General features: G+C 62.6%; 17 protein-coding genes. 8 read left to right on the top strand and 9 right to left on the bottom strand.

What is annotated here, in order from left to right; translation table 11 throughout:
- Positions 1-10 precede the first annotated feature (10 nt).
- The 6 genes from BUE15_RS18430 to BUE15_RS18405 all read right to left on the bottom strand — a co-directional run bounded on the left by BUE15_RS18430 (position 11) and on the right by BUE15_RS18405 (position 9,613).
- A complete protein-coding gene (locus BUE15_RS18430) occupies positions 11-421 on the bottom strand; it encodes a response regulator (protein WP_073288310.1) in 411 nt (136 codons plus the stop codon).
- 11 nt (positions 422-432) lie between these two features.
- Positions 433-3,912 carry a PAS domain-containing protein gene (locus tag BUE15_RS18425; RefSeq protein ID WP_073288308.1) on the bottom strand — a complete coding sequence of 1,160 codons (3,480 nt, stop codon included), beginning with the start codon at positions 3,910-3,912 and terminating at the stop codon, positions 433-435.
- Between the two features lie 733 nt (positions 3,913-4,645).
- Entirely contained in the window at positions 4,646-6,253 is a 1,608-nt protein-coding gene (locus tag BUE15_RS18420; RefSeq protein WP_139252417.1) for a mechanosensitive ion channel family protein, read from the bottom strand.
- Between the two features lie 66 nt (positions 6,254-6,319).
- The gene (locus tag BUE15_RS18415) at positions 6,320-7,204 is read right to left on the bottom strand and encodes a mechanosensitive ion channel family protein (RefSeq protein ID WP_073288304.1); all 885 of its coding nucleotides are present in this window, start codon (positions 7,202-7,204) and stop codon (positions 6,320-6,322) included.
- Between the two features lie 389 nt (positions 7,205-7,593).
- The gene (locus BUE15_RS18410) at positions 7,594-8,967 is read right to left on the bottom strand and encodes a DUF389 domain-containing protein (protein ID WP_073288302.1); all 1,374 of its coding nucleotides are present in this window, start codon (positions 8,965-8,967) and stop codon (positions 7,594-7,596) included.
- Positions 8,968-9,130: 163 nt separating this feature from the next.
- Positions 9,131-9,613, bottom strand: coding sequence for a DUF305 domain-containing protein (locus tag BUE15_RS18405; RefSeq protein WP_244535979.1), 483 nt, complete (start codon positions 9,611-9,613; stop codon positions 9,131-9,133).
- Between the two features lie 193 nt (positions 9,614-9,806).
- On the opposite strand from BUE15_RS18405, the gene BUE15_RS18400 reads away from it, so the two are divergent.
- Together BUE15_RS18400 and BUE15_RS18395 are read left to right on the top strand one after the other, a co-directional pair.
- Positions 9,807-11,075 carry a cation:proton antiporter gene (locus tag BUE15_RS18400; protein WP_073288300.1) on the top strand — a complete coding sequence of 423 codons (1,269 nt, stop codon included), beginning with the start codon at positions 9,807-9,809 and terminating at the stop codon, positions 11,073-11,075.
- 20 nt (positions 11,076-11,095) lie between these two features.
- On the top strand, positions 11,096-12,451 hold the full coding sequence (locus BUE15_RS18395; protein WP_073288299.1) for a DUF2254 domain-containing protein: 1,356 nt from the start codon (positions 11,096-11,098) through the stop codon (positions 12,449-12,451).
- Between the two features lie 307 nt (positions 12,452-12,758).
- On the opposite strand, the gene BUE15_RS18390 is transcribed toward BUE15_RS18395, so the two are convergent.
- Positions 12,759-13,715 carry a mechanosensitive ion channel family protein gene (locus BUE15_RS18390; RefSeq protein ID WP_073288297.1) on the bottom strand — a complete coding sequence of 319 codons (957 nt, stop codon included), beginning with the start codon at positions 13,713-13,715 and terminating at the stop codon, positions 12,759-12,761.
- A gap of 557 nt (positions 13,716-14,272) precedes the next feature.
- Between BUE15_RS18390 and BUE15_RS18380 the strand changes: the two genes are divergently transcribed.
- Both BUE15_RS18380 and BUE15_RS18375 read left to right on the top strand, forming a co-directional pair.
- Entirely contained in the window at positions 14,273-14,863 is a 591-nt protein-coding gene (locus tag BUE15_RS18380; RefSeq protein ID WP_073288294.1) for a recombinase family protein, read from the top strand.
- 9 nt (positions 14,864-14,872) lie between these two features.
- Entirely contained in the window at positions 14,873-17,893 is a 3,021-nt protein-coding gene (locus BUE15_RS18375) for a Tn3 family transposase (RefSeq protein WP_073288292.1), read from the top strand.
- Between the two features lie 26 nt (positions 17,894-17,919).
- On the opposite strand, the gene BUE15_RS18370 is transcribed toward BUE15_RS18375, so the two are convergent.
- Positions 17,920-19,224 (bottom strand): type IIL restriction-modification enzyme MmeI, encoded by a 1,305-nt coding sequence (locus BUE15_RS18370; RefSeq protein ID WP_244535978.1) that lies wholly within the window; start codon positions 19,222-19,224, stop codon positions 17,920-17,922.
- Positions 19,225-19,478: 254 nt separating this feature from the next.
- On the opposite strand from BUE15_RS18370, the gene BUE15_RS22655 reads away from it, so the two are divergent.
- Positions 19,479-19,691 carry a KTSC domain-containing protein gene (locus BUE15_RS22655; protein WP_073288290.1) on the top strand — a complete coding sequence of 71 codons (213 nt, stop codon included), beginning with the start codon at positions 19,479-19,481 and terminating at the stop codon, positions 19,689-19,691.
- A 2-nt stretch (positions 19,692-19,693) separates the two neighbouring features.
- Positions 19,694-21,472, top strand: a complete 1,779-nt coding sequence (locus tag BUE15_RS18360; protein ID WP_073288289.1) for an ATP-dependent nuclease — start codon at positions 19,694-19,696, stop codon at positions 21,470-21,472.
- Positions 21,473-21,579: 107 nt separating this feature from the next.
- Here BUE15_RS18360 and BUE15_RS18355 read toward each other — a convergent pair whose 3' ends face one another.
- On the bottom strand, positions 21,580-21,954 hold the full coding sequence (locus BUE15_RS18355; protein WP_073288288.1) for a hypothetical protein: 375 nt from the start codon (positions 21,952-21,954) through the stop codon (positions 21,580-21,582).
- A gap of 1,170 nt (positions 21,955-23,124) precedes the next feature.
- Here BUE15_RS18355 and BUE15_RS22085 point away from each other — a divergent pair.
- Complete coding sequence (locus tag BUE15_RS22085; RefSeq protein WP_073288287.1) at positions 23,125-23,409, top strand: transposase; 285 nt, start codon at positions 23,125-23,127, stop codon at positions 23,407-23,409.
- A gap of 2 nt (positions 23,410-23,411) precedes the next feature.
- Positions 23,412-24,278 (top strand): IS3 family transposase, encoded by an 867-nt coding sequence (locus tag BUE15_RS18345; RefSeq protein ID WP_084549172.1) that lies wholly within the window; start codon positions 23,412-23,414, stop codon positions 24,276-24,278.
- Positions 24,279-24,338 lie beyond the last annotated feature (60 nt).

Here is a 24,338-nt window from a genome sequence, read left to right as displayed (position 1 = left end):
GTTAGGGCAGTTAGGCAAGTTGAAATGCCTCGCCTAGTTGCTGGTGCAGCACGCGGGCCAGCGTGGCCGCCGTCAGGGGCTTGGGCAGCATCGGCACGCCCAACTCCCGCGCCCGCTGCTCTTCCGCGGGTATATCGGAGGAGGAAACGATGACCACCCGGACCGCCGCGCGCCGGGCAGGCGGCCACCCAAGCTGGGCGTGCAGAAAGCCGAACCCATCCAGCACGGGCATCTGTAAGTCCAGCAGGACCAGCGTGGGGACTAATTCTGTGGCGTAGTGAGCGAGCAGCTGCAGGGCCTGGTGACCATCTTCGGCCATGAGCACCCGCACCCGGTCCGCATAGGGCCGCAAGAGGCGCGCGGCCAAATACCGGGCGGTCTGGTCGTCGTCCACCAGCAGCACGGTTGGGAGAAGTTGCATGAACTTCTGCCTTACGAGACGTCGGGCGCAAAAGTTGGGCTGGGCTGGGGGAGCACCACCCGGAACAGCGACCCGACCCCCGCCTGGCTTTCGAGGCTGATGCGGCCCCCGGCGGCCCCGATCACCTGCTTGACCAGGTACAGGCCAATGCCGGAGCCCTCGATGTGCTCGTGCACCCGCTGGAACAGGCCAAATACCCGCGCCTGCTGCGCCTGCGTCAGCCCCAGGCCATTATCCTGTACTTCCAGCACAATTTCCTGGTCGCGCAGGTGACAGCGCACGACAACCCGCGGCGCCCGGTCGGGGGAACGATACTTGAGCCCGTTGCTGATGAGGTTGTAGAGGATGCTGCGCAAGTGCTTCTCGGCGAAGGTTACCAGCTCACAGCCATCGGGGTCGACCGTGACATGCCCGCCGCTGACGACGAGCAGCGGGTGCAGGTCCAGGCGAATGTCGGCCACCAGGGCGGCCAGGGAGACGGCCGTGACCGGCAGCTGCGCGGGCGCGTGCAGGCGGGTCACGTCGGTCAGGTGCTGGAGCGTGCGCTGGAACCGCTGCACCGAATCGTCCATCAGGTGCAGCACGGTCGCCGTATCGGCTTCGGCGGGGGGCAGGACCAGCTCCTCCCGCAAGGCCGTAAGCAGTCCTTCAATGTTGGTGATGGGCCCCTTTAAGTCGTGCGAGGCGGTGTAGATGAACGTGTCCAGGTCCTTGTTTACGCGCGTGAGTTCGGTGTTGCTGGTGTGCAGCGCCTCATTGGCGGCCGTCAGCTCGTCGTTGATGACTTGTTCCCGCTGGCGGGCCCGGACCTGCGCGGTGACCTCCGTGGCCACGCACACAATGCCGGCCACCAGGCCCTGGGCGTCGCGCAGCGGCTCATACACAAAGTCGAAATAGCCCACTTCCCCCGCAGCATGGCGCGCCAAGTGGATGGCCTGCGCCTGGGCGCGGTAGGTCTCGCCGGTGATGCGCACGGCGTCGAGCAGCTCGGGGAACCCCTGGTCCGCCAGCTCCGGCAGGGCCGCGAAAAAGGCCTGGCCCAGCAATTCGGCCGGGGCGTGGCCGAGCATCTCGCCCATGAGCGGGTTGACCACATCCAGCACGTACGCCGGCCCCTGGAACACGCAAATCGCGACGGGCGCCTGCGTAAAGACGGCGTGCAGCTGGCGCTGCTGCGCCTCGCGCAGCTGCCGCGCCACGACCTGTTCGGTCACGTCGTAGACGAAGACCGATACGCCCACGATGCGCTCCTGCTCGCGGTAGGCCTGGTAGGTGAAGTTAACGTACCGCTCCGGCCCGGCATGGAAGGGCGCCAGCGACAGCTCCACGCCCACGTGGGCTTCCCCGGTTTGGTAGACCCGGTCAAGCAAGGCCACCAGCCCCAACTCGACCGCGGCCGGCTGGCTCTGGGCAATGGTGGTGCCCACGGCCGGGGGGTGGGGAAACAGGGTGCGGTAGGCGGGGTTAAAGTACTCGACCCGGTGGTCGGGCTCGCGCAGGAGAATGATGGCCACGGGGGCTTGCTCAAACACCTGGTAGATGTTTTGCCGCTGCCGGGCCTGGGCCTGGGCCAAGTGGAGCCGCTCGGCTTGCAGGGCCTCGGCCTGCTGGCGGGCCCGCACCTGCTCGGTGACTTCCACGCCGAGGGCCAGCAGCCCCGTCACCTCGCCCTGCTCGTTGCGCAGGGGATGGAAACCGAAGTTGACGTAGGCCGGCCCGGGGGGCTTGTCTCCGCGCGCGGGCAGCCGGACGGGGGCCTCCGTCACGAAGAACGGCTCGCCGGTGGCCAGGACGCCGGCCAGGATGGCCTCGAAGCCCTGCCCGGCCGTTTCGGGCAAGGCTTCGAAATAGGGCCGGCCGACCACCTGGGCGGCCGAACGGCCCCAGATGGCCTGCACGGCCTCGTTAGCCAGCTCCACCACGAGGGCCGGGCCGCGCAGGATGGCAATGCCCACGGGAGCCTGCGCGAACAGGCGCTCTAGCTCGGCTTGCTGCGCCCGCTGGGCCTGGCGGGCGCGCACGCTCTCGGTTACGTCGTAGGCAAAGACGAGCACCCCGTCCACCTGCCCGAAGGCATTGCGGCGGGGCTGATAGGTGAAGGTCCAGTGCAGCATTTCCACCGGGGCCGCGGCCTCGCGGGCCAGCGACACCGGCATCTCCTCGGCGTGAAATACCTGGCCGGTGGCCATGACCTCGCGCAGGATGCCGGGGATGGGGGAGTCGCGTAGCTCGGGCAAGGCCTCAAGCAGGGGCTTGCCCAGCAGCCGCCGACCGGGAAACGCCTGCTGGTACCCCGGATTCACTAGCTCGTACACCCACTCGGGACCGTGAAGCACGCAGATGGCGGCCGGGGCCTGCATAAACAGCGTGTTGAGCTGGGCGCGCTGGTGCTCGGCCGCGGCCTGGGCCAGCGTGGCGGCGCGGGTGCGCTCCTGCACGCGCGTTTCCAAGTCCTGGGTGAGCTGCTGTAATTGCAGCTGGGCGCGCAGCAGCTCCTGGTTGGTGGCCTGCAACGCGTCGTTAGCGGCCAGTAGCTCCTCGTTCGTGGCGACTAAGCGCTCGTTCAGGTCCTGCACCTGCTGCCGCGCCACCACCTGCGCCGTCACGTCAATGGCGATGTCGAGCACGCCGAGCAACTCCCCGGCCGCGTCGTAGAGCGGCTGGTACACGAAATTAAAGTAGTGGGTGGCCACGTCGCCGGCGGGTTGCCGCAACGCAGCGGCTACTTCCGTGCCCACGAACGGCACCCGGGTGCGGGCCACTTCCGTCAGCAGCGTGTCGAAGCCTTGCTCGCGGAGCTCGGGGACACCCTCCAGCAACGGCCGGCCCAGCACGTGCTCCGGGGCATAGCCCCACATGCGGCACAGCTGGTCGTTGGCCGCCGCAACGGTTAAGTCGGCTCCCTGAAACACCCCGATGGCTACCGGTGCCTGCGTCAGGACCGCTTGCAGCACATTCCGCTCGCGCTCCGCCGCGCGCATCGCCGCCGCCAGCTCGTCGTGGCGGGCCGGCTCCTGCTCCAGGCGGTGGTGGTGCTGGCTCGGCGGCTGCTCCGCGTTGACGCGGCCGGCCGCGTCGCTCGCCAGCCTGGTGGGCGGGCACCCTTTCATGTCTGGCGCGGGCCCGGTGAGCAGGCTAATGACCAACCACTCTCCGCTGCGCCGCGCGGCGACGGTAGCCTGCTGGGCTTGACCGTGGGAATCAACCGGGAAGCGCCCCGGCTCTCCCGTGGTAAACACCTGCCGGTAAAAGGCCAGTATACCGGGCTGCTCGGTCGCTGGGAAACACGCCCCCAGGGTACGGTCTGGTCGCTCGGGCAGGCTAAGCAGCGCTTGCCCGGCGGGATTCAGGTAGGCGAGCGTAAAGTCGGTTATCACCCCCTCGGCGCTGTACACCGGGCGGCCCAGGTACATGGGTGTCAGCGACGTGGCCAGCACATCACGCAGCAACGCCAGCAGCTCGTCAGCGGTGGCCGGGAAAAGATAAGACATGGAATAAAGGCAGGATAAAGCCGACAACTACCACGCAGCAGGTGCAAGTTCGGCAAATTGTACTAGCGCACCAATGGCCGTTGCGTAGGGAGAGAATTATGCCTTACTATACAACAATTCAGCCCTACGGACAGCGCGCCCTGTTAGCATAAGGAGCGGGCCAGGACAAGCAGGTACTGGTGCTGGGTCACTAGCGCGGAAGGTAAGTCGGCCAGATCGGCTATCACACGCACCTGCTTGGGTACCGGGTACCCCTGTGGACTGAATTGAGGCCAGGTCTGGGCGGGCCAGTGTTGCACGGCATACTACATCTGATCCGCGATGCGCCGCAGGCGAGCTGATCGGTAGGGCGTTGTTTTCTGTAGGGCCAGCAGGTCCCAATAGAGTAGGCGAACGATTCGCGCAGCAGAAGAGCTGCTGCACTGGTTAGAAGTGGTACTAGTGGACATACACGAAGGAGAGGGCTTGTAACGCTACATAATTCAGGCGCAAACCGAAGCGGACAGCCCCGGCACAATGTCATCCAAGACTAGTAGCGGAAAGCAGCGGCAATAAACCTGGAGGTGCACGGTAATACTCCGGCGCCCTGATAGATTGTTCGCAGCTCGGGGTACGCTATATGCCCCTGCACTTCTTGGCCACTTGAGCCAGTAGAAACTGGCACGGAATAGTCTGGGGTTGGGCTAAGTTACGCGTTTGGCTTAAATGGCAGATGGGTATCCGGTGGGTCTGCTTAGCCCTCTGCGGACATAGGTGGAACAGTGCTGGCTGCCTCCGCCCCGGTGCGGGTAGCGCGGTAGTGCGGGGACATGATTTCGACGCCCGCGCGGGCAAACTCTGTTTGGATGTGCTGGTGCAGCTCCGAGTACAAGGCGGCCTGCCGGTGCGGCTGCCGGGTGTAGGCGTTGATTTGGTAGGAGACGTAGAAATCGTCGAGGCTGGTTTGCAGCACGAAGGGGGCGGGCGAGGCCTCCACGCCCGCCGTGGCGCGGGCCGCCGCCAGCAGCAGCTCGTGGACCTGCGGCCAGGGCACGTCGTAGCCGATGGTGATGGTAGAATGGAGCACCAGGCCCTCGCGCGCGGCCGCGGCGCTGTAGTTCACGGTGTGGCCGGTGAGGATGTTGGAGTTGGGAATGGTGATGTCTTCATTCTTGATGGTGCGCAGGCGGGTGACCAGCAGCGTTTTTTCGAGCACGTCGCCCACCACCTCGCCAATCCTGACCCGGTCGCCCACCTTGTAGGGCCGCATGTAGGTGATGACAATGCCCGCTACCAGGTTGCCAATGGCCGAGGTGGAACCGAAGGAAATAATGAAGCCCAGCAGCACCGATACGCCCTGAAACACCGGCGAGTCGGAGCCGGGCAGGTAGGGAAAGATGACGATGAACATGAACACGTACAGGGCAAAGCGCACCAGGTTGAAGGTAGGCAGGGCCCAATCGGCGTAGAACCCGTCGATGACCAGCTTGCCCTCGGCCACTTCCGTGGCCAGGAAGCGCAGCAGGCGCACGGCGTTGGTGGTAAAGAAGTAGATGACTACGATGGTGAGCAGGTTGGGAATGTAGTGCACGATGGCCAGCACCACCCGCTGCACGGGGCCCAGCACGTAGCCCAGCAGCTGCCGCGAGAAACCTTCGGTCCAGGGAAAGAGGCTAAAGAGCAGGGGTAGCGCGAGGTACACCGTCAGGGCTACCAGTACCAGGCGCAGCACCTTGAGTAATGTGCGCAGCACCTCCAGCTGCCGCTGCTGCGTGAGCAGCTCGTAGTTATTGATGCGCCAGGGCCGCAGGGGGCTGCCGCGCCAGCGCAGAATGTGTTGGTTGATGGCCCGAAAAAAGCGGTTCAGCCCGAAAATCAAGCCGGCCAACATCACCAGCGTGAGCACGGCCAGGGCGCCGCGCTTCAGCAGCGCGGGCAGGGAGCTGGCCTGCTGGGCGGCCGTGAGGTGGCGGCGCAGCAGGCCGAGGTACTGGCGGGCCACGGCTTGCCGGGGCTGGCCCAGGGCCTGCGCTTCGGCCTGGCCCACGCTCAGCACGTGGGCGTCGGCGTACATGATTTCGGAGTCCTGCTCCGCGTCGACCACGTAGAGCGAGTCGGGCCGGAACAGCGGCGCGTCGAGCAGAGCCTGCAGGCGGCGCTGGATGGCCTCGGCCCGCTCGCGGGGGCCAAACGAACCCACCCGGCCGTACACCCGAAACAAGGTATCGGCGGGGGGCAGCACCACGGCCGCGCCGGCCGGTGCCGCCGGCGCGGGCCGGGCCGCCGGGGCCAGGGAATCGGGCGTCTGGGCTACCGCGCCCCAGGTCAGCAACAGGAATAAGCAGGTAAAAAATGGCCTCATATGCGGGAAAAATACACAGAAAAACCCTCCTGGCTGGTTCCTGATTCAGGTCAATAGGTGCCAGCCCTACTCGGCCGCCGTGGGCCGCAGTTGGGCCAGCAGCGCCGGCGATACGTCCAGGGTCCGGATGGGGAAGGGAATGACAATCCCGGCCTCGTCAAACGCCCGCTTGATGCGCATAACAGCCTCGCTCTTGGCGCCCACGTAGTCGACCTGCTGCTGGTAGGGAATCCAGAAGCGCAGCGTGAAGGTGATGGCACTATCGCCAAAGCCGGTAAACATGACTTCCGGCGGCCGGTCGGTGAGCAGCTTGGGAAAGTCGCGCATAGCCTGCAGCGCCACCGCGCGCACCTGCTCCAGGTCCGAGTCGTAGGCCACGCCACAGTCCAGGTCCACGCGGCGGCGGGTGGTGACGGTGTAGTTTATCACGGCGCTTTCAAACACCTTGCGGTTGGGCACCCGCACCAGCTCACCGGTGACCTGGCGCAAATCCAGGGTGCGTAGGTTGATGCGTTCGATGGTGCCGAAAAAGGCGTCGGTCTGGATGACGTCGCCCACGGTGAAGGGCCGCTGCACGGCGATGATGATGCCGCTGATAAAGTTGGCGGCCATGTCCTGAAAGGCAAAGCCCAGCGCCAGCCCGATGATGCCCACGCCGGCCAGCAGCGAGGTCACCGTCTTGTCGAGGCTGAGCACTTCCAGCGTGAAGAAGGTGCCCACCAGCAGCACGCCCAGGTAGGCCAAGGTGCTCACCAGGTTGTTCAGCGTGGCGTGGGTGGATACCCGTGGCAGCACCTGGCCCATCAGCCGGCGCACGAGCCGCGCGGCGAAGAAGGTGACGACCAGAATCAGTAGGGCAATGAGCAGGTTGGGCAGCAGCAGAATAAACTGCTGCAGCCAGCGAGTAAGCTTGCCCGATAATAGGGTGAAGGCGCGGTTAATATCTGTCATGCGGCCGGGGAATGGTGGAGGGTACCCTTACCTACGGCCGGGCAGCGGGGTTGGGTCGGCTGGCGCGGATGCGGCACGAAAAAGTCCCCGCGGCGGCCGGGGCGTTGGGTGGTTATCGTGCCCAGGCAACGTCATAAGCTTAACCAAGAAGCTACTGAAAGTGAATAGCATTGAATGCTTCTCGCTTCTTTTGCGGTAGCGAGAAAAGAGGACCGCACCAAAAACATTCTGGCTCTTCGCGCCCGGCTTGGTTGGACTTGCGCTGCGTAGGTTGGGGTGAAGCGAGCAGAAGCGGGCCTGCCGGTGGCTTTGCGGGTGTACGTTCTGGGTGGGTAGTACATCGACAAACTGTGGAAGCTGCGTCCAACCTGAAGGATGGGACCCTATCCTTAGCGCCGGGGTGGCGCTTCCAGTAGCAGCTGCACGGGATGCTGGCTGCCGGCGCGCACGCTCAGCCACTGCCGTAGGCGCTGCTGCTCGACCGCCGGCAGGGGCTGCGCGGTGCGCACCGACACGACGACGGTCGTATCGGCCCGCAGCGAATCGGCCGCGGGCCGCACCACACGGCTCACGCCCAATTGGCGCACGGCGGGGTGCTCGGCCTGCACCTCGCGTAGCAGAACTGGGGCGGTGGGCAGGCCGGTCAGGGCGGGGTTATCGGGCTGGGTAAGCACCTGCTGGAGTTGGGCCAGGCGGGCATCGTAGCCGGCCAGGGTTTGCTCGTTGCGGCTGCGTACGTCTTCGAGCAGGCTGTTGCGCATGGTTTGGGCATCGGCCGAGTCGAGTTGGGCCAGGCCCTGGCGCACGGTCAGCTGGGCCTGGGGCAGGCGGTAGCGGACCAGCTGCTGCCGGGCCTCGCGCAGCTGCGCCCGCGTGAGGCGCTGCCCGGCCAGCAGCACGTTGATGGTGCGCGTGTCGGCCTCAATGCGGCGCGTGACCACGTAGGTGCCCGGCTGTTGATTAAACTGCTCGTCCACGAACTGCTGGGCATTGTGGGCAAACACGGTGCGCTGCACGATGCGCGAAGCCAGGTACACGCTGGGTATGCCGGTGAGCAGGGCCACGGCCCAGATGGAAAGCTGCACGCGCCGGGCGCGCTGGCGGCTGACAAAGGTGTGGTGCGGCAGCGGCAGGATGCGGGCCACCAGAAAGGTGGCCAGGCTGATAAACACGCTGTTGATGAAAAACAGGTACAGCGCCCCCAGCAGATAGCTCCAGTGGGATGTGGCCAGGCCGTAGCCGGCCGTGCACAGCGGCGGCATTAGGGCCGTGGCAATGGCCACGCCGGGCACGGCATTGCCCCGCGAGCGGCGGGTGAGGCCCACGGCCCCGGCTGCCCCGCCGAACAAAGCAATGAGCACGTCCCAGGTGGTAGGTTGGGTCCGGGCCAGCAGCTCGGAGCCCGCATCGGTGAGGGGCGTGAGCCGGAAGTACAGGGCCGACACCAGCAAACTGATGCCGGCGGCAATGAACAGGTTTTTCAAACCCCGCCGCACCAGCTCTACCTCGGCCGTGGCGGCCCCGAAGCCAATGCCCACGATGGGCCCCATGAGCGGTGAGATGAGCATGGCCCCGATGATGACGGCCGTGGAGTTGACGTTGAGCCCCACCGAGGCTACCAGAATAGCGAAGATGAGCACCCACAGGTTGGTGCCGCGGAAGACAATGCCCTCTTCCACGCCAGCCAGGATGTGGGCCGGGTCGGCCATGTCGTGGGAAAGGTCAAAGCGCTGGCGGAGCCAGACCAGAAAGCGCACATTCATTCGAAAGAGAGTAGCAGGGAAGGCGCTGCATACGCATCCCGCCGCAAGGTAGCCGCAAAGTGCGGCCAGAACCGCACCAAGAGCATAGGGCAAAGTGCCCTAGCCATTGCGGGGCCGGTAACCAGCAGGGCGTTCAGCTTACACCAGGCAGAAGGGTTCGAAGCTATTGCGGCCCATTCAGGCGAGCGATGGCCGCTTTCATCTCGGCAATTTCCCGCTCCTGCGACCGAATAATGTCCTGGGCCAGCTTCTGTACCTGCGGGTCCTGCAACTTGGCCGAGCGGCTGACCATAATGGCCGAGGAATGGTGCGGAATCATGGCCTTCATGTACTGCACGTCGCCCACCGGAATCTGGGCGCGTAGCAGCAATAGAACAAGCACAAACAAAGCCGCGCTGCCGCCCGCAATGAGTTGATTGGTGCGCTTGTCCGGGTACATGTGGCGCATGAGGCCGAGCATGACCAACGCCATGGCCGAAACCATCAGCAAACTCATATAGGTGCGGGTTAGGCTCAGGTAAACATGGTCGGGCTGGTCCACGTTCAGAAACATAATCCCGTACATGAGCACAAAGGAAATACCCAGCATCACGGCAAAGCCGCGGTAGGGATGTGGCGCCATGGGCATGGGTGCATCGGAAGTCATAAGCACAACAACAGAAGGAACATGAGGGCCGGACCGGCCATCGGCCCGTAACCAGTATACGATGGTCCGGGAGCCGTGGCCGGCCGGGCTGCACGCCCTGCGCTCCGGCCCGCCGCGGCTCCTTAGCCAGGCGCTGCTTAACTAACTTCGCTGTTTCGCGTCTACTGAACTCTTACCCGCCCCTGGCCTCCCGATGGAATTATATAATACCCTGGCGCTGCTCATTGTTCTGGCCGCCGTATTCGGCTACGTCAACCACCGCTTCCTTCGACTGCCCGGTACCATCGGGCTGATGGTGCTGGCCCTGGTTTCGTCCTTGCTAGCCATCGGGCTGGGCAAGCTGGGCGTCGACTGGGTGCTGACCGCGGGTGAGCTGGTGCGCGGCATCGACTTTCACACGGTGCTCATGCAGGTGATGCTGAGCTTTCTGCTGTTTGCCGGCTCCCTGCACGTCGACCTGCGGACCCTGGGCAAGGAAGGCGTGGCCGTGGGGGCCATGGCCACGGCCGGTACGTTGCTCTCGACGGCCCTGGTCGGCACGGCGTTCTATTACCTGCTGCCGCTCTTTGGCCTGCCCACCGACTTCATCTACTGTCTGCTGTTCGGGGCCCTCATCTCCCCCACTGACCCCATTGCGGTGCTGGGCATTCTCAAGCAGGCGCGCATCGATCCGCGCCTGGAAATCCGCATCGTGGGCGAGTCACTCTTCAACGACGGCATTGCCGTGGTCGTGTTCGTGAGCCTGCTGCAGATTGCCCAGTTCGGGAACGGCCAGGCCACGCCGGCCATCATCGGGGAGCTGTTTCTGCGCGAAGCCGTGGGCGGTCTGGCCCTGGGGGCGGCGCTGGGCTACGCCGGCTTCTGGGCCCTGCGCAGTATCGACCACTATCAGGTAGAGGTGCTTATCACCCTGGCCCTGGTGATGGGTGGCACCGCCCTGGCCGCGCGGCTGCACACCTCGGGGCCGCTGGCCATGGTGGTGGCGGGGCTGATTGTGGGCGACCAGGGCCGGGAGCTGGGCATGTCGGACGAGACGCGGGAGTACCTGGACAAATTCTGGGAGCTGCTCGATGAGATTCTGAATGCCGTACTCTTTGTGCTCATCGGCCTGGAGATGCTCGTGCTCGACATCAGCCGCACTACCCTGCTGGTCGGCCTGGTGGCCATCGGGGTGGTGCTGCTGGCCCGCTGGGCGTCGGTGGGCCTGCCGCTGGCTCTGCTACAGCGCTACTACCCCTTCGACCGCCGGACGCTGCGTGTGCTGACCTGGGGCGGGCTGCGGGGCGGCATTTCCGTGGCCCTGGCTTTGTCGCTGCCCGCCTCCATGCCCCGCGACCTGCTGGTGGGCGTTACTTACGTGGTGGTGGTGTTCAGCATCATCGGGCAGGGCCTTACCATCGGGCCGCTGGTCAAGCGGCTGGGTCTGAGTACCGGCGAGGCGCCCGCCGATGCCGGTCATTAACTGCTCGTAAACCGCTTCCTATGCACCGACTCCGCGCCCTGTGGCAGCACCTGAACGCCAGTCTCTGGTTTGTGCCCACCCTGATGGTAGCCGCCGCCATCGGGCTGGCCTTTGCGCTGGTATTTCTCGACGCCGGCATCCGCCACGACTGGGTGCCGGACTACCCCCTGCTGTTCGGGGCCGGCTCCGACGGGGCCCGGGGCATGCTCACGGCCATTGCCGGCTCCATGGTCACAGTGGCGGCCCTGATTTTCTCCCTCACGCTGAGCACCCTGGCCCAGGTGTCGAGCCAGTACACCTCACGGGTGCTGCGCAACTTCATGCGCGACCGGGCTAATCAGGTGGTGCTGGGCTTTTTCGTGAGCATCTTCGTGTACTGCCTCATCGTGCTGCGCACCATCCGCGGCGGCGACGAAGGCGGCTTTATTCCCTCCCTGGCTGTGCTCATGGGGCTGGTATTGGCGTTGGTTAGCATCGGGGTGCTCATCTTCTTCATCCACCACATGGCCACGGCCATCCAGGCGTCTACCATCATCCGTCACGCCACCGAGGAGACTCAGGCGGCCATTGCCCGCCTGTTTCCCGAGCAGTTGGGCGAGGAAGCCGACCCGGCGCAAGCGCAGGAGTTGCTCCGGCAGGCCGGGCAGCTGCACTGGCAGCCGGTGCCGGCTGGGGCTACGGGCTACGTGCAAAGCATGGACGAGGAGGCACTGCTCGCGCTGGCCCGCCGGCTGGGGGGCGTGGTGCGCCTAGAGCACGGCATGGGCGGGTTCGTGGCCCGCGGCGCGGCCCTGGCCAGTGTGGCGCGCTACGAGCCGGCAGCTCCCATGGCCCTGACGGGGGAGCTCACCGCGCAGCTCAACGACTGCTTTAGCCTGGGCAGCCAGCGCACCATCGAGCAGGATGCCGGCTTCGGTCTGCGTCAGCTGGTGGACATTGCCCTCAAGGCCCTCTCGCCGGGCATCAACGACACCACCACCGCCCTCATCGGCATCGACCACCTGAGTGCGCTGCTCGCGCAGCTGGCCGACCGGCACTTCGAGCAACCCTGGCGTACCGATCACGAGCGGGTCCGCGTCATTGCCGTGCGCCCCACTTTTGGCGGCTATCTGGCCACGGCCTTCGACCAGATACGCGGCAGTGCCGACGGCAACGTGGCCGTGTACCTGCGCCTGCTCACGGCCCTGGCCACCATCGGGCAGCGGACCCAGGCCCCGGCCCGCCGCCAGGCCCTGCGCCAGCAAGCTGACCTGATAGCCGAAGCCGCCCGGCGCACCCTGCCCACCGACTACGAGCGGGAGCAGGTGCGCCAGCGGCTGGCAGAGGTAGCCGCCGCCTTCGGCGAGGGAATAAGGCCGGATAATCCTTATCGGTAAGAAATCTAGGCGCCCTGAAACCAGGCGCTGGCCCGGTCTGAGTCATCAAAGATGGTCGGCTAGAATCGCCTTCAGTTGGTGGCGCTGCAGTAGGTTGCATATGTGCACGTACAGGGCCCGAAACTCGACGCTAGATACCGGTGCTCCCGTCCAATGCAGGTACACATGGGTCCGGGGCACATGGTCAATCAGGCCCACGGCGTTGGGAAAATAAAAACGAGTTGGAACCAGGTGAATACGCGAAGTCCAAACAACTGCTTTACGGGTTGAGGGGAAGCACAACCGCATACCGCCCCCGCCCCGCCGGCTATTGAGGGGTATTCTCCAGTGGCTCGGAGCCATATGCGGCCGCCCGGGCCACTGGAACGTCGCCAGAGCCCGCCGGCCAGCCCTCGCGCTGCCGGCGTCGGTCCCCATCGGTAGTTTCGGTCTGGTCGTGGAATAGAATCTGCCGGGTGGGAAAGGGTAAGTCGAAGCCATTCTCGGCGAGCTTGTTCTTGATGGCTTCGAGCACCTTGTCCTGGGCATCAAGGATGTCGGCCTGCCGGGGCGGATCCACCCACCAGCGCGCCCGGATGTTCACGGAGCTTGCGGCCAGGTCCATCACCAGGGCTTCCGGCGCGGGGTCCTGCAGCACGCCGGGCACCGCGCGCATGGCTTCGAGCATCAGCTCCCGGGCCCGGGCAATATCGTCGCCGTAGCCGATGCCCACGTCGTACTGCAGGCGGCGCTTGTCGTAGGCCGTATTCACGGTCACGGCGTTAGTGAACAGCTCCGCGTTGGGAATGATGACGCGGCGTCCGTCGTAGGTTTTGATGCTGGTGGCCCGGGTTTGGATATCTTCCACGGTGCCCTCGAAATCTTTGTACTTAATCTGGTCGCCGATGCGAAACGGCTCGGTAAAAAGCAGCAGGATGCCGGCCAGAAAGTTCTGGAAAATGTCCTTGAAGGCAAAGCCGATGGCGATGCCGCCCACGCCCAGGGCGCTGACTAGGCTCGCCGGGGTAAAGCCCGGCAGCACGATGGTCACCGTGACCAGCACCCCCAGGATGAGCGTGGCCACGTAGGCCAGCCGGCTTAGCAACAGAGGCAAGTTGTGACTGCTTTTTCTGCTGCGCGTGATACGCTGCACCAAGGCGCGCACGCCGCGGGCCAGCAGCAGAAATCCCAGAAAGACGATCAGGCCGAAAACGATGTTGGGCAGGGCCAGCATCAGGTCGCGGCCAATCTGGTGAAGCTTCTGCCAGGCAAGGGAAAAATCCATCAGCGGGGATTAAGGGGAGTGGTAACATGCCTGGGCCAGCTGGCCTCAGTGGGCAAGGGTAAAGAAGGGCTATATTACGCTGCCCTCCCCTGGCTATACCCCCGGTTCCGGGCAAAGGTTGACGGGTCAGCTGTTGAGATCAGCCAGATTATGGTGCCCACCAGCTATAGCGCCGGGCCAACGCCTGAAAGGAGCTTCACGCCCAGCAGCTCCAGCCCGGCAAAGCCCAATACCAGCACGGAAGTTTTCCAACCACTTGGCGAGGTGCAGCAGCAAGTGGAAGCGCTGCCGTTAGAGTTGCTGCTTTTTCAGAATCTGGGTGGGGCATAGACAGTAGCATAGCGACCTATTAGAAGTAAGACAAGAGTAGACACAGAAAGTAACGGCAAGGACAAACTGTGTGGGCCGGGGTGTCTCAGAAAACGGGCGTTTTTTCGGCCCGGTGATCTCGCCCGTTCGGGAGGCGCTCGTGACCAGTAATAAATGTCTCATACGCTGTTCTCACAAATCAATGGCTCGCTATCTTTGCCATTCTTGACTTTCTGAGAACAGTACCTGTGATTTTCGGCTACGCCCGCGTTAGCACCCCCGACCAACAACTGCACCTGCAAACCGATGCCTTGCAGACCTACGGCTGCCAAGAGGTCGCGCAGGAGAAGGTATCATCCGCCAAAGAGCGGCCAGCGCTGCAGCACCTGCTGACCCGCCTGCGGGCAGGCGACACGCTCGTGGTCTGGAAGCTGGACCGGTTGGGCCGTTCGCTCAAAGACCTGGTCACGCTGGTGACGGGTTTTCAGGACAAAGGCATCCACTTTGTCAGTTTGCAGGACCACCTGGACACCACCACGGCGCAGGGCCGGCTCATGTTCAACCTGTTTGCCTCCCTAGCCGAGTTTGAGCGCGACATCATCCGCGAACGAACGCGCGCCGGCCTAACGGCCGCCCGCGCCCGCGGCCGGCAGGGTGGGCGGCCCAAAGGCTTGTCGAAAGAAGCGTTGTCCAAGGCCCAGGCCGCCAAGACGCTGTATCTGCAGCAGGACAAAACGGTGGCCGAAATTGGCCAGTTGCTGGGCGTTGGTCGGGCCACCATCTACCGCTACCTTGCCCACCTGGGCGTTCCGACGGGTGGCAGTCCGGCCAGCCAGTAAGCGCCACGTATGCCTGTCGAGTTTCTCAATGACGAGCAAGCCGCTCGCTACGGCCGGTACCACGCCGACCCCAGCCCGGAGCAGCTTACCCGGTTCTTTTACCTGAGCGCGGCCGACCAGCAGTTCCTGGCGGCCCGGCGCTTGCCGCACACCCGCCTGGGCTGCGCCGTGCAGCTGGGGACGCTGCGGTTTTTGGGCACCTTTCTGGTCGACCCGCTGCAAGTGCCGCCCGCTGTGGTGCAGACCTTGGCCCAGCAACTCGGCCTGGCGCCGGAGCAACTGGCCACGTACGGCGACCGGCCCAACACCGCCTACGAGCATCAGCCCCTGATTCAGGCCTACCTGCAGTACCGCGCGTTTGACGGCCGGCAGGCCTTCCGCCTCACCCGCTGGCTCTACGCGCAGGTGGCCACCAGCACCGTGCGGCCGAGTGTGCTCTTCGATTTAGCCACGGCCCACCTGGTCGCCCAGCGCGTGGTGCTGCCCGGCGTCACGGTGCTGGCCCGCCTGATTGCCCGCGTGCGCGAGCGCACGGGGCGCCACCTCTACCGCCAGCTGCGCACCCGCCTGAACCCGGTGCAACAAGCGGCCCTGGAAGCGCTGCTGCAGGTGGAGCCGGGTGAGCGCCTCACCCCGCTGGAAATCCTGCGCACGGCCCCTACCCGGATTTCGGCTCCCGCTTTAGTGGCCGCCCTGCGCCGGCTGGTGCACATCCGCGCCCTGGGCGTGGGCGAGGTGCCCGTGCAGGACTTGCCCGAAGCCCGGCTGGCGCGCCTGGCCCGGCATGCCCAATCCGCCTGGGCCCAAAGCCTGCAGCGCATGAGCGAGGAGCGCCGCTTGGCCACGCTGCTCGTGTTCGCGCAAACGCTCGAACGCACGGCCACAGATGACCTGCTCGACCTCTTCGACGGCCTGATGGCCACACTGGCCCTGCGCGGCGAAACCACCCGGCGCCGCGAGCGCCTGCGCTCGCTCAAGGATCTGGACCAGGCGGCCCTGGTGCTGGAGCAGGCCGTGCGCCTGCTGCTCGACGACGCCGTGCCGGATGCGGCCCTGCGCCAGCACGTGCTCGACCGCTTCAGCAAAGACACCCTGCGCGATGCGGCGGATGCGGTGCAGGAGTTGGCCCGCAGCGACGAGGACCCGCTGGTGCAGGCCTTGACCACGCGCTACGCCACGGTGCGGCGCTTTCTGCCGGCGCTGTTGCGCGGGGTAGTGTTCGAGGGCACGCCCGCGGCCAAGCCCCTGCTCGACGCCTGGCGCTTTTTGCAGGGCCAGGAAGCCGGCGGCCGTGGCTGCCCGAGGTGGGCCGCAGCCCCGCGTACCGTTGTGCCGCCCCGGTGGGCGCGGCGGGTGTTTCCCGCCAAAGGCCAGGTCCACCCGCCCGCTTACACGCTCTGCGTGGTCGAGCGCCTGCACCAGGCGCTGCGCCGCCGCGACGTGTTCGTGCGCCGCAGCGAGCGCTACGGCGACCCGCGCGCCGAATTGCTGCGCGGCGAGGGCTGGGAGCAGGTCCGCGACTCGGTGGCCCGGGCCCTGGAACGCGCCACGGACCCGCAGGTGGAGCTGGCCCGCTGGCAACAACAGCTGGCGGCGGCCTACACGGAAGTGCACACGAACCTGCCCCACAACACGGCCCTGCAGGTGCTCGAAGAAGACGGGCAGCCCTACGTCAGCGTCAGCGCCCTGACGGCCCAAACCGAGTCGGACGGCCTACGCACGCTGCGGGCACAACTGGCCCAGCGTCTGCCCCAGGTGGAGTTGGCAGCCCTGCTGCTGGAAGTGGACGCCTTCACCGGCTTTGCCCGTGCGTTTACCCACGTGGCCGATGGGCAGCCGGCGGCTGCCGATTTGCCCTTGAGCATCTGCGCCGTGCTGCTGGCCCAGGCCTGCAACATCGGTCTGAAGGCCGTGGCTCGTGCGGACGTGCCGGCCCTGACGCTGCCCCACCTCTCGTGGGTGCAGCAAAACTACCTGCGCGTGGAAACGCTCACGGCCGCCAACGCCCGGCTGGTGGATGCCCAGGCACGGTTGCCCCTGGCCCAGGCCTGGGGCGGCGGGGAAGTCGCTTCGGCCGACGGCATGCGGTTCGTGGTGCCCGTGCGTACGGTGCACGCGGGCTGGAACCGCAAATACTTCGGTTCGGAGCGCGGCGTGACCTACTACAACTTTACCAGCGACCAGTTCACGGGCTTTCACGGCATCGTCATTCCTGGCACCCTGCGCGACTCGCTCTTCATCCTGGCCGGGCTGCTGGAACAACAAACCAGCCTGGACCCGCGGGAAATCATGGCCGATACCCACGGCTACAGCGACGTGGTGTTCGGCTTGTTCTCGCTGCTGGGCTACCGCTTCAGCCCCCGCCTGGCCGACCTGCCGGACCAGCGCTTCTGGCGCCTGGAAAAAGAGGCGGATTACGGGCCGCTCAACGCGCTGAGCCGCCACGTGGTCAATGCCCGGCTCATCGCCGAGCACTGGGACGACATGCTGCGGCTGGCCGGCTCGCTCAAACTCGGCAAGGTCAAGGCCACGGCCGTGATGCGCACCCTGCAACGGGCCGGTACCCTCTCCGGGCTGGGGCGGGCTGTGGCCGAAGTCGGGCGGGTGGAGAAAACCCTGTACCTGCTGGCCTACGTGCAGGACGAGGCCTACCGCCGGCGCATCCTGGTCCAGCTCAACCGGGGCGAGGGGCGACACGCCGTGGCCCGGGCCGTGTTCCACGGCAAGAAAGGCGAGCTGCGCCAGCGCTACCGCGAGGGCATGGAAGACCAACTCGGGGCCTTGGGCCTGGTCGTCAACGCCTTGGTGTTGTGGAACACCCGCTATCTGCAGCAAGCGCTGGAACACCACCAAGCCGTGGACGGACCGCCGGAGCCGGGCGACGTGGCACGCCTCTCGCCCTTGCTGCACGAGCACATCAACATGCTGGGCCGCTACGATTTTAGTTTGCCTGAAGGCATTGCCGCCGGACAGCTGCGGCCGCTACGCGACCCAACCAGCTTGGAGGAACAACTCGCCCAACTCTCCTAACGGGAATTTCTGTTCTTACTCTTGCGCTACCCCAAGTTGCCGGAGCCGCAGGCCGGGTCCAGCACCTTCACCGCTGTCAGCCGGCGCAAGAATTTCAGCAGCTCCTCGCGGGCCGCGTCAACCGCCTTTTTGCCCTTGCCTTCGTCCAGGCGGGTGGCGCTGGCGGCTTGCGCGGCCGCCCACTCGCGGCGGAGCGGCTCAATCACTGTCGGCAGCACCAACCGCTCGACGTAACGCCGGGGCGTATAGTGAGCGCCCAGGCTGTGGCGTTCGGTCGGGTCCAGAGCCCGTTCGAGCAGGGTACCGAAGATGGCTGGCTCTACTTCCGTCCAATTAGCAGCGGCGGCCAGTTCCAGCAGTTTTATCTGGTCACCGTTCAAAGGCAAGGCCTTCGCCTCGTTGAACAGCTGGCCGTTGAAACGCCGGAGCTTGGTGCGCAGCTCGGGCGAAAAGCCGCCCTTGTCCATCACGGCCCATAAGCCTTGCAGCGCGTCGGGCAGATAGCCCCGCGATTCTTCCGTTTCCGCGTATGTGGCCAGCAGCCCCTTAAAGGAATCAGCCGGAATCAACTGCACGTCCTCGGCAAACATGGTGAACAGGCAGCGCATCAGGAACTGGGCCACCACGTCGGACGGGTGCCCGGCCTTTTCCAGCTGGGTGCTCAATCCGGCCAGGTAACCGGCGAGCTGGCGCGTGACCCGCGCGGCGCGGCGGCTGGGGTCGAGCTGCTGCGGGTCGGTAAAGAGCAAGTGCAGCTGCTCTCGTAGCTCAGGCTTGGTCAGTGCCGGCAGGTAGAAGCGGGAATGCGCGGCATCGGGAAAGGGCACGTATGTATCCCCCACACCGGCAAAGTTGCTGTACACATCAAAGCAGTGCCCCACGTCCACCACGACCACAAACGGCGGGCGTGGTTCCGAGGCCGGCAGGGCCCGCACGTAGCGCAAGGCCTGCTCCTGAGCGGCCTTCATCATCTGCTCCCATTTGGCCGTGCCGCGCACCGCGTGGCCCTTGCGGCGCTTCTCGGCCGGCAAGCCGAGCTGAGCTTTCTCGGCGGCGGCCTGCTCGTCGGGGGTAGTGGTGCCCTGCTTGGTTTCAAGTACGAAGCAGCCGCGCTTGTACAAGTCAATCCGGCCGGTGGTCTGCTTGCCGCCCCCGTCCTCGAACGTCACAGCCCGCTCCAGCACGTACGCATCCTGGGCGGGGTTATCGGTGGTTGGGTCCGGGCGCGGAACGCCGAGTAAGTCACATAAATCCTGGAGAAACAGGCCGTAGTTGGCCCGCTCCGCTCCGCCTGATTTTAGCCAGCGGGTTTCGAAGTCGGTATAAAGCACGATGCAAAATAGGTCCTTTCCGATAAGCGCGACCTATTTCTGTCAGCAATGGCAACAGCAAGGCTTTTGGGTGGACAGATTAGGTGTAAATGATGCATCCTGATGACAAAGGCAAGTAATTAGAACCGTTGAAAATCAGCACTATCAGGCACCACTTGCAAGGTTAGGACAGTGAACCTAAGCATTTGCTGTACTTTGGCCCCCTTAAGGCTCTAAGTTAAACTTCAAGTGCCTTGTTAAATATCCTCTCCCCTATGGAAAGAGCACGTGTACGCTCCAGCAACATTTCTTCCATCGGCTACGAAGTCAACTCCCAGACACTGGAAGTAGAATTCCAATCAGGCAGTGTTTATCAATATAGTCGGGTTCCAGAATCCATTTACGAAGCCTTGATGGACGCCCGTTCCCACGGGGCCTATTTCAACGACCACGTACGGGACAACTACTCCACTCTTCAGGTGCGGTAGTAATGAAAATTAAAAGTTTAGAAATCAGCAATTGGCGCTCCATTAAGAGCTTACAACTTGAGCTGCAGGATTTAGCCATCTTCATTGGTCAGAACAACAACGGCAAGTCCAATATCCTGAATGCTTTGCTGTTCTTTTTCGGGGAAATCAAGCATACAGAGCATGATTTTAACGATTGCGACACCGAGCTGTATGTCGAAATCACCTTCTGTTGCCTGGATGAATTCGACCAAAATCAGTTTCAGAAATACGTAACCGCCTCAGGCGAAATCAAGGTCCGCAAAGTGGCGCAAAAGGGTAGCGCGGCGGATTTATACGGCTATCTCGAACTCCCTCGGGACGTGAATTTGCGAGAAGATGCCATGAGCGGCTTCACCACCGCCGAAAAGCGCAGCGAACTGCCCTTTGCTGACCAATTACCAGCCGGCCGGATTACGCAGGACCAGCTCAAATCGTATTTGGCTGCTCACATAGAAGCTAACCGTGCTGCGATTCCAATGGAGTACCAATTGGAAACAACCCCATTTTTTGGTGCCCGGGGCATTGGCCAAAGCATGTTTGGCGAAATTCTTTACATCCCGGCTGTGACGGTAGCGGCAAGTGAACTGGCCGTGAAAGGCAGCTCCATGTTCAACAAGCTCTATTCTCGGGTCGCGACCAAAATATCGGAAACGAACCCTTTGTACCGGCAGGCCAGCGCGGCCTTGGCAGCACTGGTGAGCTCCATGAATCGAACCAATCCGGACGGCTCTCCTAATACCGAACGGCCAGAAGAGCTAACCCGATTAGAGGAATTGATTGGAGCGCAAATGGAAGCGTGGAAGTCCAAGTTGGAAATCGAGTTTACGGCCCCCCATGTTGAAGACGCCGTAAAGCTGGAAACGTCCGTAATGGTGTTTGACGGTAAAAAGACGGACATCGACCGCAAAGGCAATGGCTTACAGCGCTCCTTGGTCTTTGCCCTCATCAAAGCCTGGGCGGTTATCATGAAGGAGGAGCGCGAAAAGCGCCGGGCCGATGCCGGTGAAGATGGCCCGAAGCGGGGCGCTTCGCATTCGACGTACTTCATTTTTGAGGAGCCCGAGCTCTTTTTGCATCCGCAGGCGCAGCGGGAGCTGTTCACGTCGCTCAAGGAGTTGTCGCAAGCCGACAACCAGGTGTTTCTCACGACGCACTCCAGTTCGTTTGTGAACTTAGAAGACCACAAATCCATCGTCATCGTCCATAAAAACGACTTTGAAGAGGGCACCACCATTGTGCAATGCAATGATGACCTTTACCACGAAGAGGACGCCCGTAAGCTATTCGGCTTACAGCTGCTGATAAACCCAGAACGCAGCGAGTCTTTTTTTGCCAAGAAGGTGGTTATTGTGGAAGGGCCCACCGACAAGGCTGTCATTCCATTTCTAGCCAAGAGCCTAAACATCTTCAAGCACGAATACAGCTTTATCGAGGCGTCGGGCAAAGAGGGAATCCCGCTGTACATCCACTTATTCAACTGCTTTAAAATAAAGTATGTGGTGGTGTATGATAAAGACCACCAAGCCCACAAGACGCCCGCGCAGTTGGAGGGTGCCACCGCTTCATCTCAGTTAATTGAGGACAAAATTGACGCCACGTATGGCACCTCGATTTTATTCGACAACGACATTGAGGAAGAAATTGCCTTCATCCCAAGTCGCAGCAAGTACAAGCCGTTTGAAGCCTTAAAGCACGTTTCGGCTACTGGCTATACTATTCCAACCCAACTAGAACAGAAGCTTCGGGCTATCTATGCCTAGTCTGCACGAAGTGGTTGGTCTGGTAGTCGCCAATTTCGCTAGCTCTGGCGATTGCCCGCCTCAGTGATTTTTGATGTTGCTACCCCACCCTCTTAATAATCAATTAACTATACCTCAGCCTCCGGGGTCGTGAGGAACTGCAACTGTCCCTGAAAAGAAGCAAGTGCCTCAGTATCCGGCAACACAAACCACGTAGTCTTACTTGATAGGGGAAAGCGTAACTGCTGCGCAGGTAGGCCCAAGCTACCGAGCACACGCTGCACTAGGCGAGGCTCCTCGCGCTTAAGCTTGCCATTTTTCAGGTTGACGATGTTGGTGTAGGTGAGCTGGTGCGTTTCACAAAACGGCTTCAACTCCCCACTGCCCAGCATTTTTAACCTTGCTTGGGCATAGAGCAGCGCATCAGCATAGGAAACGGTCAAACTCAGGTCTGGGAATGGCAGCGGGGCAACGTCGGTCTGGCGGGTTACTTCTTCAGTCATGTGTGGTGTATCTTTTTCCTGGCTACGCCATGCTGGGCTCAGGAGTAACTGTTAAGGTCAGTCAGGACGGTACCCGTGAGGTGCATTTGGCGCAAAGAAAACTAGTCCGAGCGGTTCTGCCTACGTCCCACTGCCCTTCAGGGGTACGCAGAAGCCATTTGTTAGTCCTGATACGCTTGCTGCCGCTCCGTTGCAATCAAGGAAACTAGCAATGCTTCGCTGTGCCATCCGGTAGCATTCCACAACCTGCTGCCAAATGGTGCTACCCCGCATTATGGCTTATAAAACCTATTAGTTCACTCACCGGCTCAGCTGAACTGTAGGCTGCCAACCCCGCTAAAAAATAGGTTTTATAAGCCCAGAGGGTGCTGTTGGTGGTGCTATTATGCTCAACTGCTCCTCCCTGGGCTGTTTCCGGTGTTGCTGAAGAAGCTGCTGAGAGCCTCTTGTGAGACTTATAAAATCTATTAATGAGGCTTGTGCTAGCTTTGAGCGTAGTATTACAGTTACCTTTGAGGTATACAGAGATGTTCTAAATAGTAGAAAAAGGTAAAAAATTCTTTAAAAAGTGCAATCCCATTTTGTGCTTGTTTAGACTCCCTTTTTTGTTGTTTTCGTTCGGGCATCGCCCTAAACCACCACTTTATAAGCTTTTGTACTCCAGCTTCAACAAGCTTGTGAGTATTTTAAGTATTTAAGGTATTTGCAGGGCTCGCAACTTTTTGTACCTCAGTAGCTTAAGCGGCTTTAGTAATAGGTTTTATAAGCCAACTAATAGGTCTTATAAGTGGAGTAATAGGTTTCATAAGCTGACTAATAGGTTTCATAAGCCAAACTAATAGGTTTGATAAGCTAACTAATAGAGTCAATTCGTGGGGCTATCATAAGCCCTACTGTTCGCGAACTAATAGATTTTATAAGCCGCTGGTGGTTCATGGTTTCTGAGACGCTATGCTGGCGGGCCGCGAACTAATAGCTTTTATAAGTCTAACTAATAGCTTTTATAAGCCTCGCCAAAAACTCGCGGCGGGCTAACTAATAGGTTTCATAAGTCTAACTAATAGCTTTTATAAGCCAGCCAAGCTGCCGCCTTTCCGCTTACTCATAGATTCAGGATTTGTAGTACTCCCTAAAAGTTGGACAGTTTAGATGGGCTAGCTTAGCCCATGTATGAACCCAAAACGCACCCGTCGCCGCTTCACGGCCGAGTTCAAGGCCGAAGTCGCCTTAGCCGCTCTGACCGAGCGCCAGCCGCTGGCCGAACTGGCCGCCCGTTACCAGCTTTCCGTCAGCCAGATCACACGCTGGAAGCAGCAGTTGCGCGAGCAGGCGGCGCAGGTCTTTGCCGAGCCCGCCGCTGCGGTGCCAGCCGCCCCCGATATCGAGCCGTTGTACGCGGCCATCGGCAAGCTGCAGATGGAAAACCAGCTGCTAAAAAAAATGCAGCGGCCGTGAGTGTGGCTGAGCAGCGGGCGTTGGTGCAGGCCAGCGCCGAGGGGAGCGTGGTGGCCCGCTGCCAAGCCGTGGGCCTGGCGCGCAGCAGCTATTACTACCGCCCGCAAGGCGAAACGGCGCTGAACCTGCAACTCATGCGTCTGCTGGATGAGGAATACACCCGCCACTGCTTCAAGGGCGTGCTGGGCATGCGCGATTATTTGCGCCTGCACGGCTACCCCGTCAACGAAAAGCGCGTGCGCCGCTTGCTGCGCCTGATGGGCCTGCAGGCAGTCTATCCCAAGCCGCGTCTCTCCACGCCGGGCGAAGGCGTGACGCGCTACCCGTATCTGTTGCGCGAGCGGGTGATTACGGCCCCCAATGAGGTGTGGAGCACGGATATTACCTACATCCCCATGGCCCGCGGTTTCCTCTACCTAGTGGCTGTCCTGGACTGGCACTCGCGCTACGTGCTCAGCTGGGAACTGAGCAACACACTGGACGTAGGCTTTTGTCTCACGGCCCTGGCTGACGCGCTACGCCAGCAGCCGGCACCCTACATCTTCAACTCAGACCAAGGAAGCCAGTTCACCAGCACGGCCTTCGAGCACGCACTGCTCGCCGCCGGCTGCCAAATCAGCCGCGACGGGCGGGGACGCGCCACGGACAACGCCTTCGTCGAGCGGCTCTGGCGCTCGGTCAAATGGGAGTGCGTTTACCTCAACCCAGCTGACGACGGGCAGCATCTCTACCAGCAGTTGCAAGCCTACTTCACCTATTACAACCACCACCGCCCCCATCAGGCCCTGAAAGGCCTGACCCCGGCTACGATCTACGCCCAAACCCCTACCTTCAACCCTAACGTCATTTGCTTAACCACCCCCGTCTAAACTGTCCAGTTTTTGGGGAGTAGTACAATTTGGCTCTATTAGTTTCCGATTTAAGCCGTA

It is taken from the genome of Hymenobacter psychrotolerans DSM 18569, from assembly GCF_900142395.1.
GTDB lineage: Bacteria > Bacteroidota > Bacteroidia > Cytophagales > Hymenobacteraceae > Hymenobacter > Hymenobacter psychrotolerans.
The sequence above is the reverse complement of the archived record's forward strand: the minus strand, read 5'-3'. Positions and strand labels throughout refer to the sequence as shown.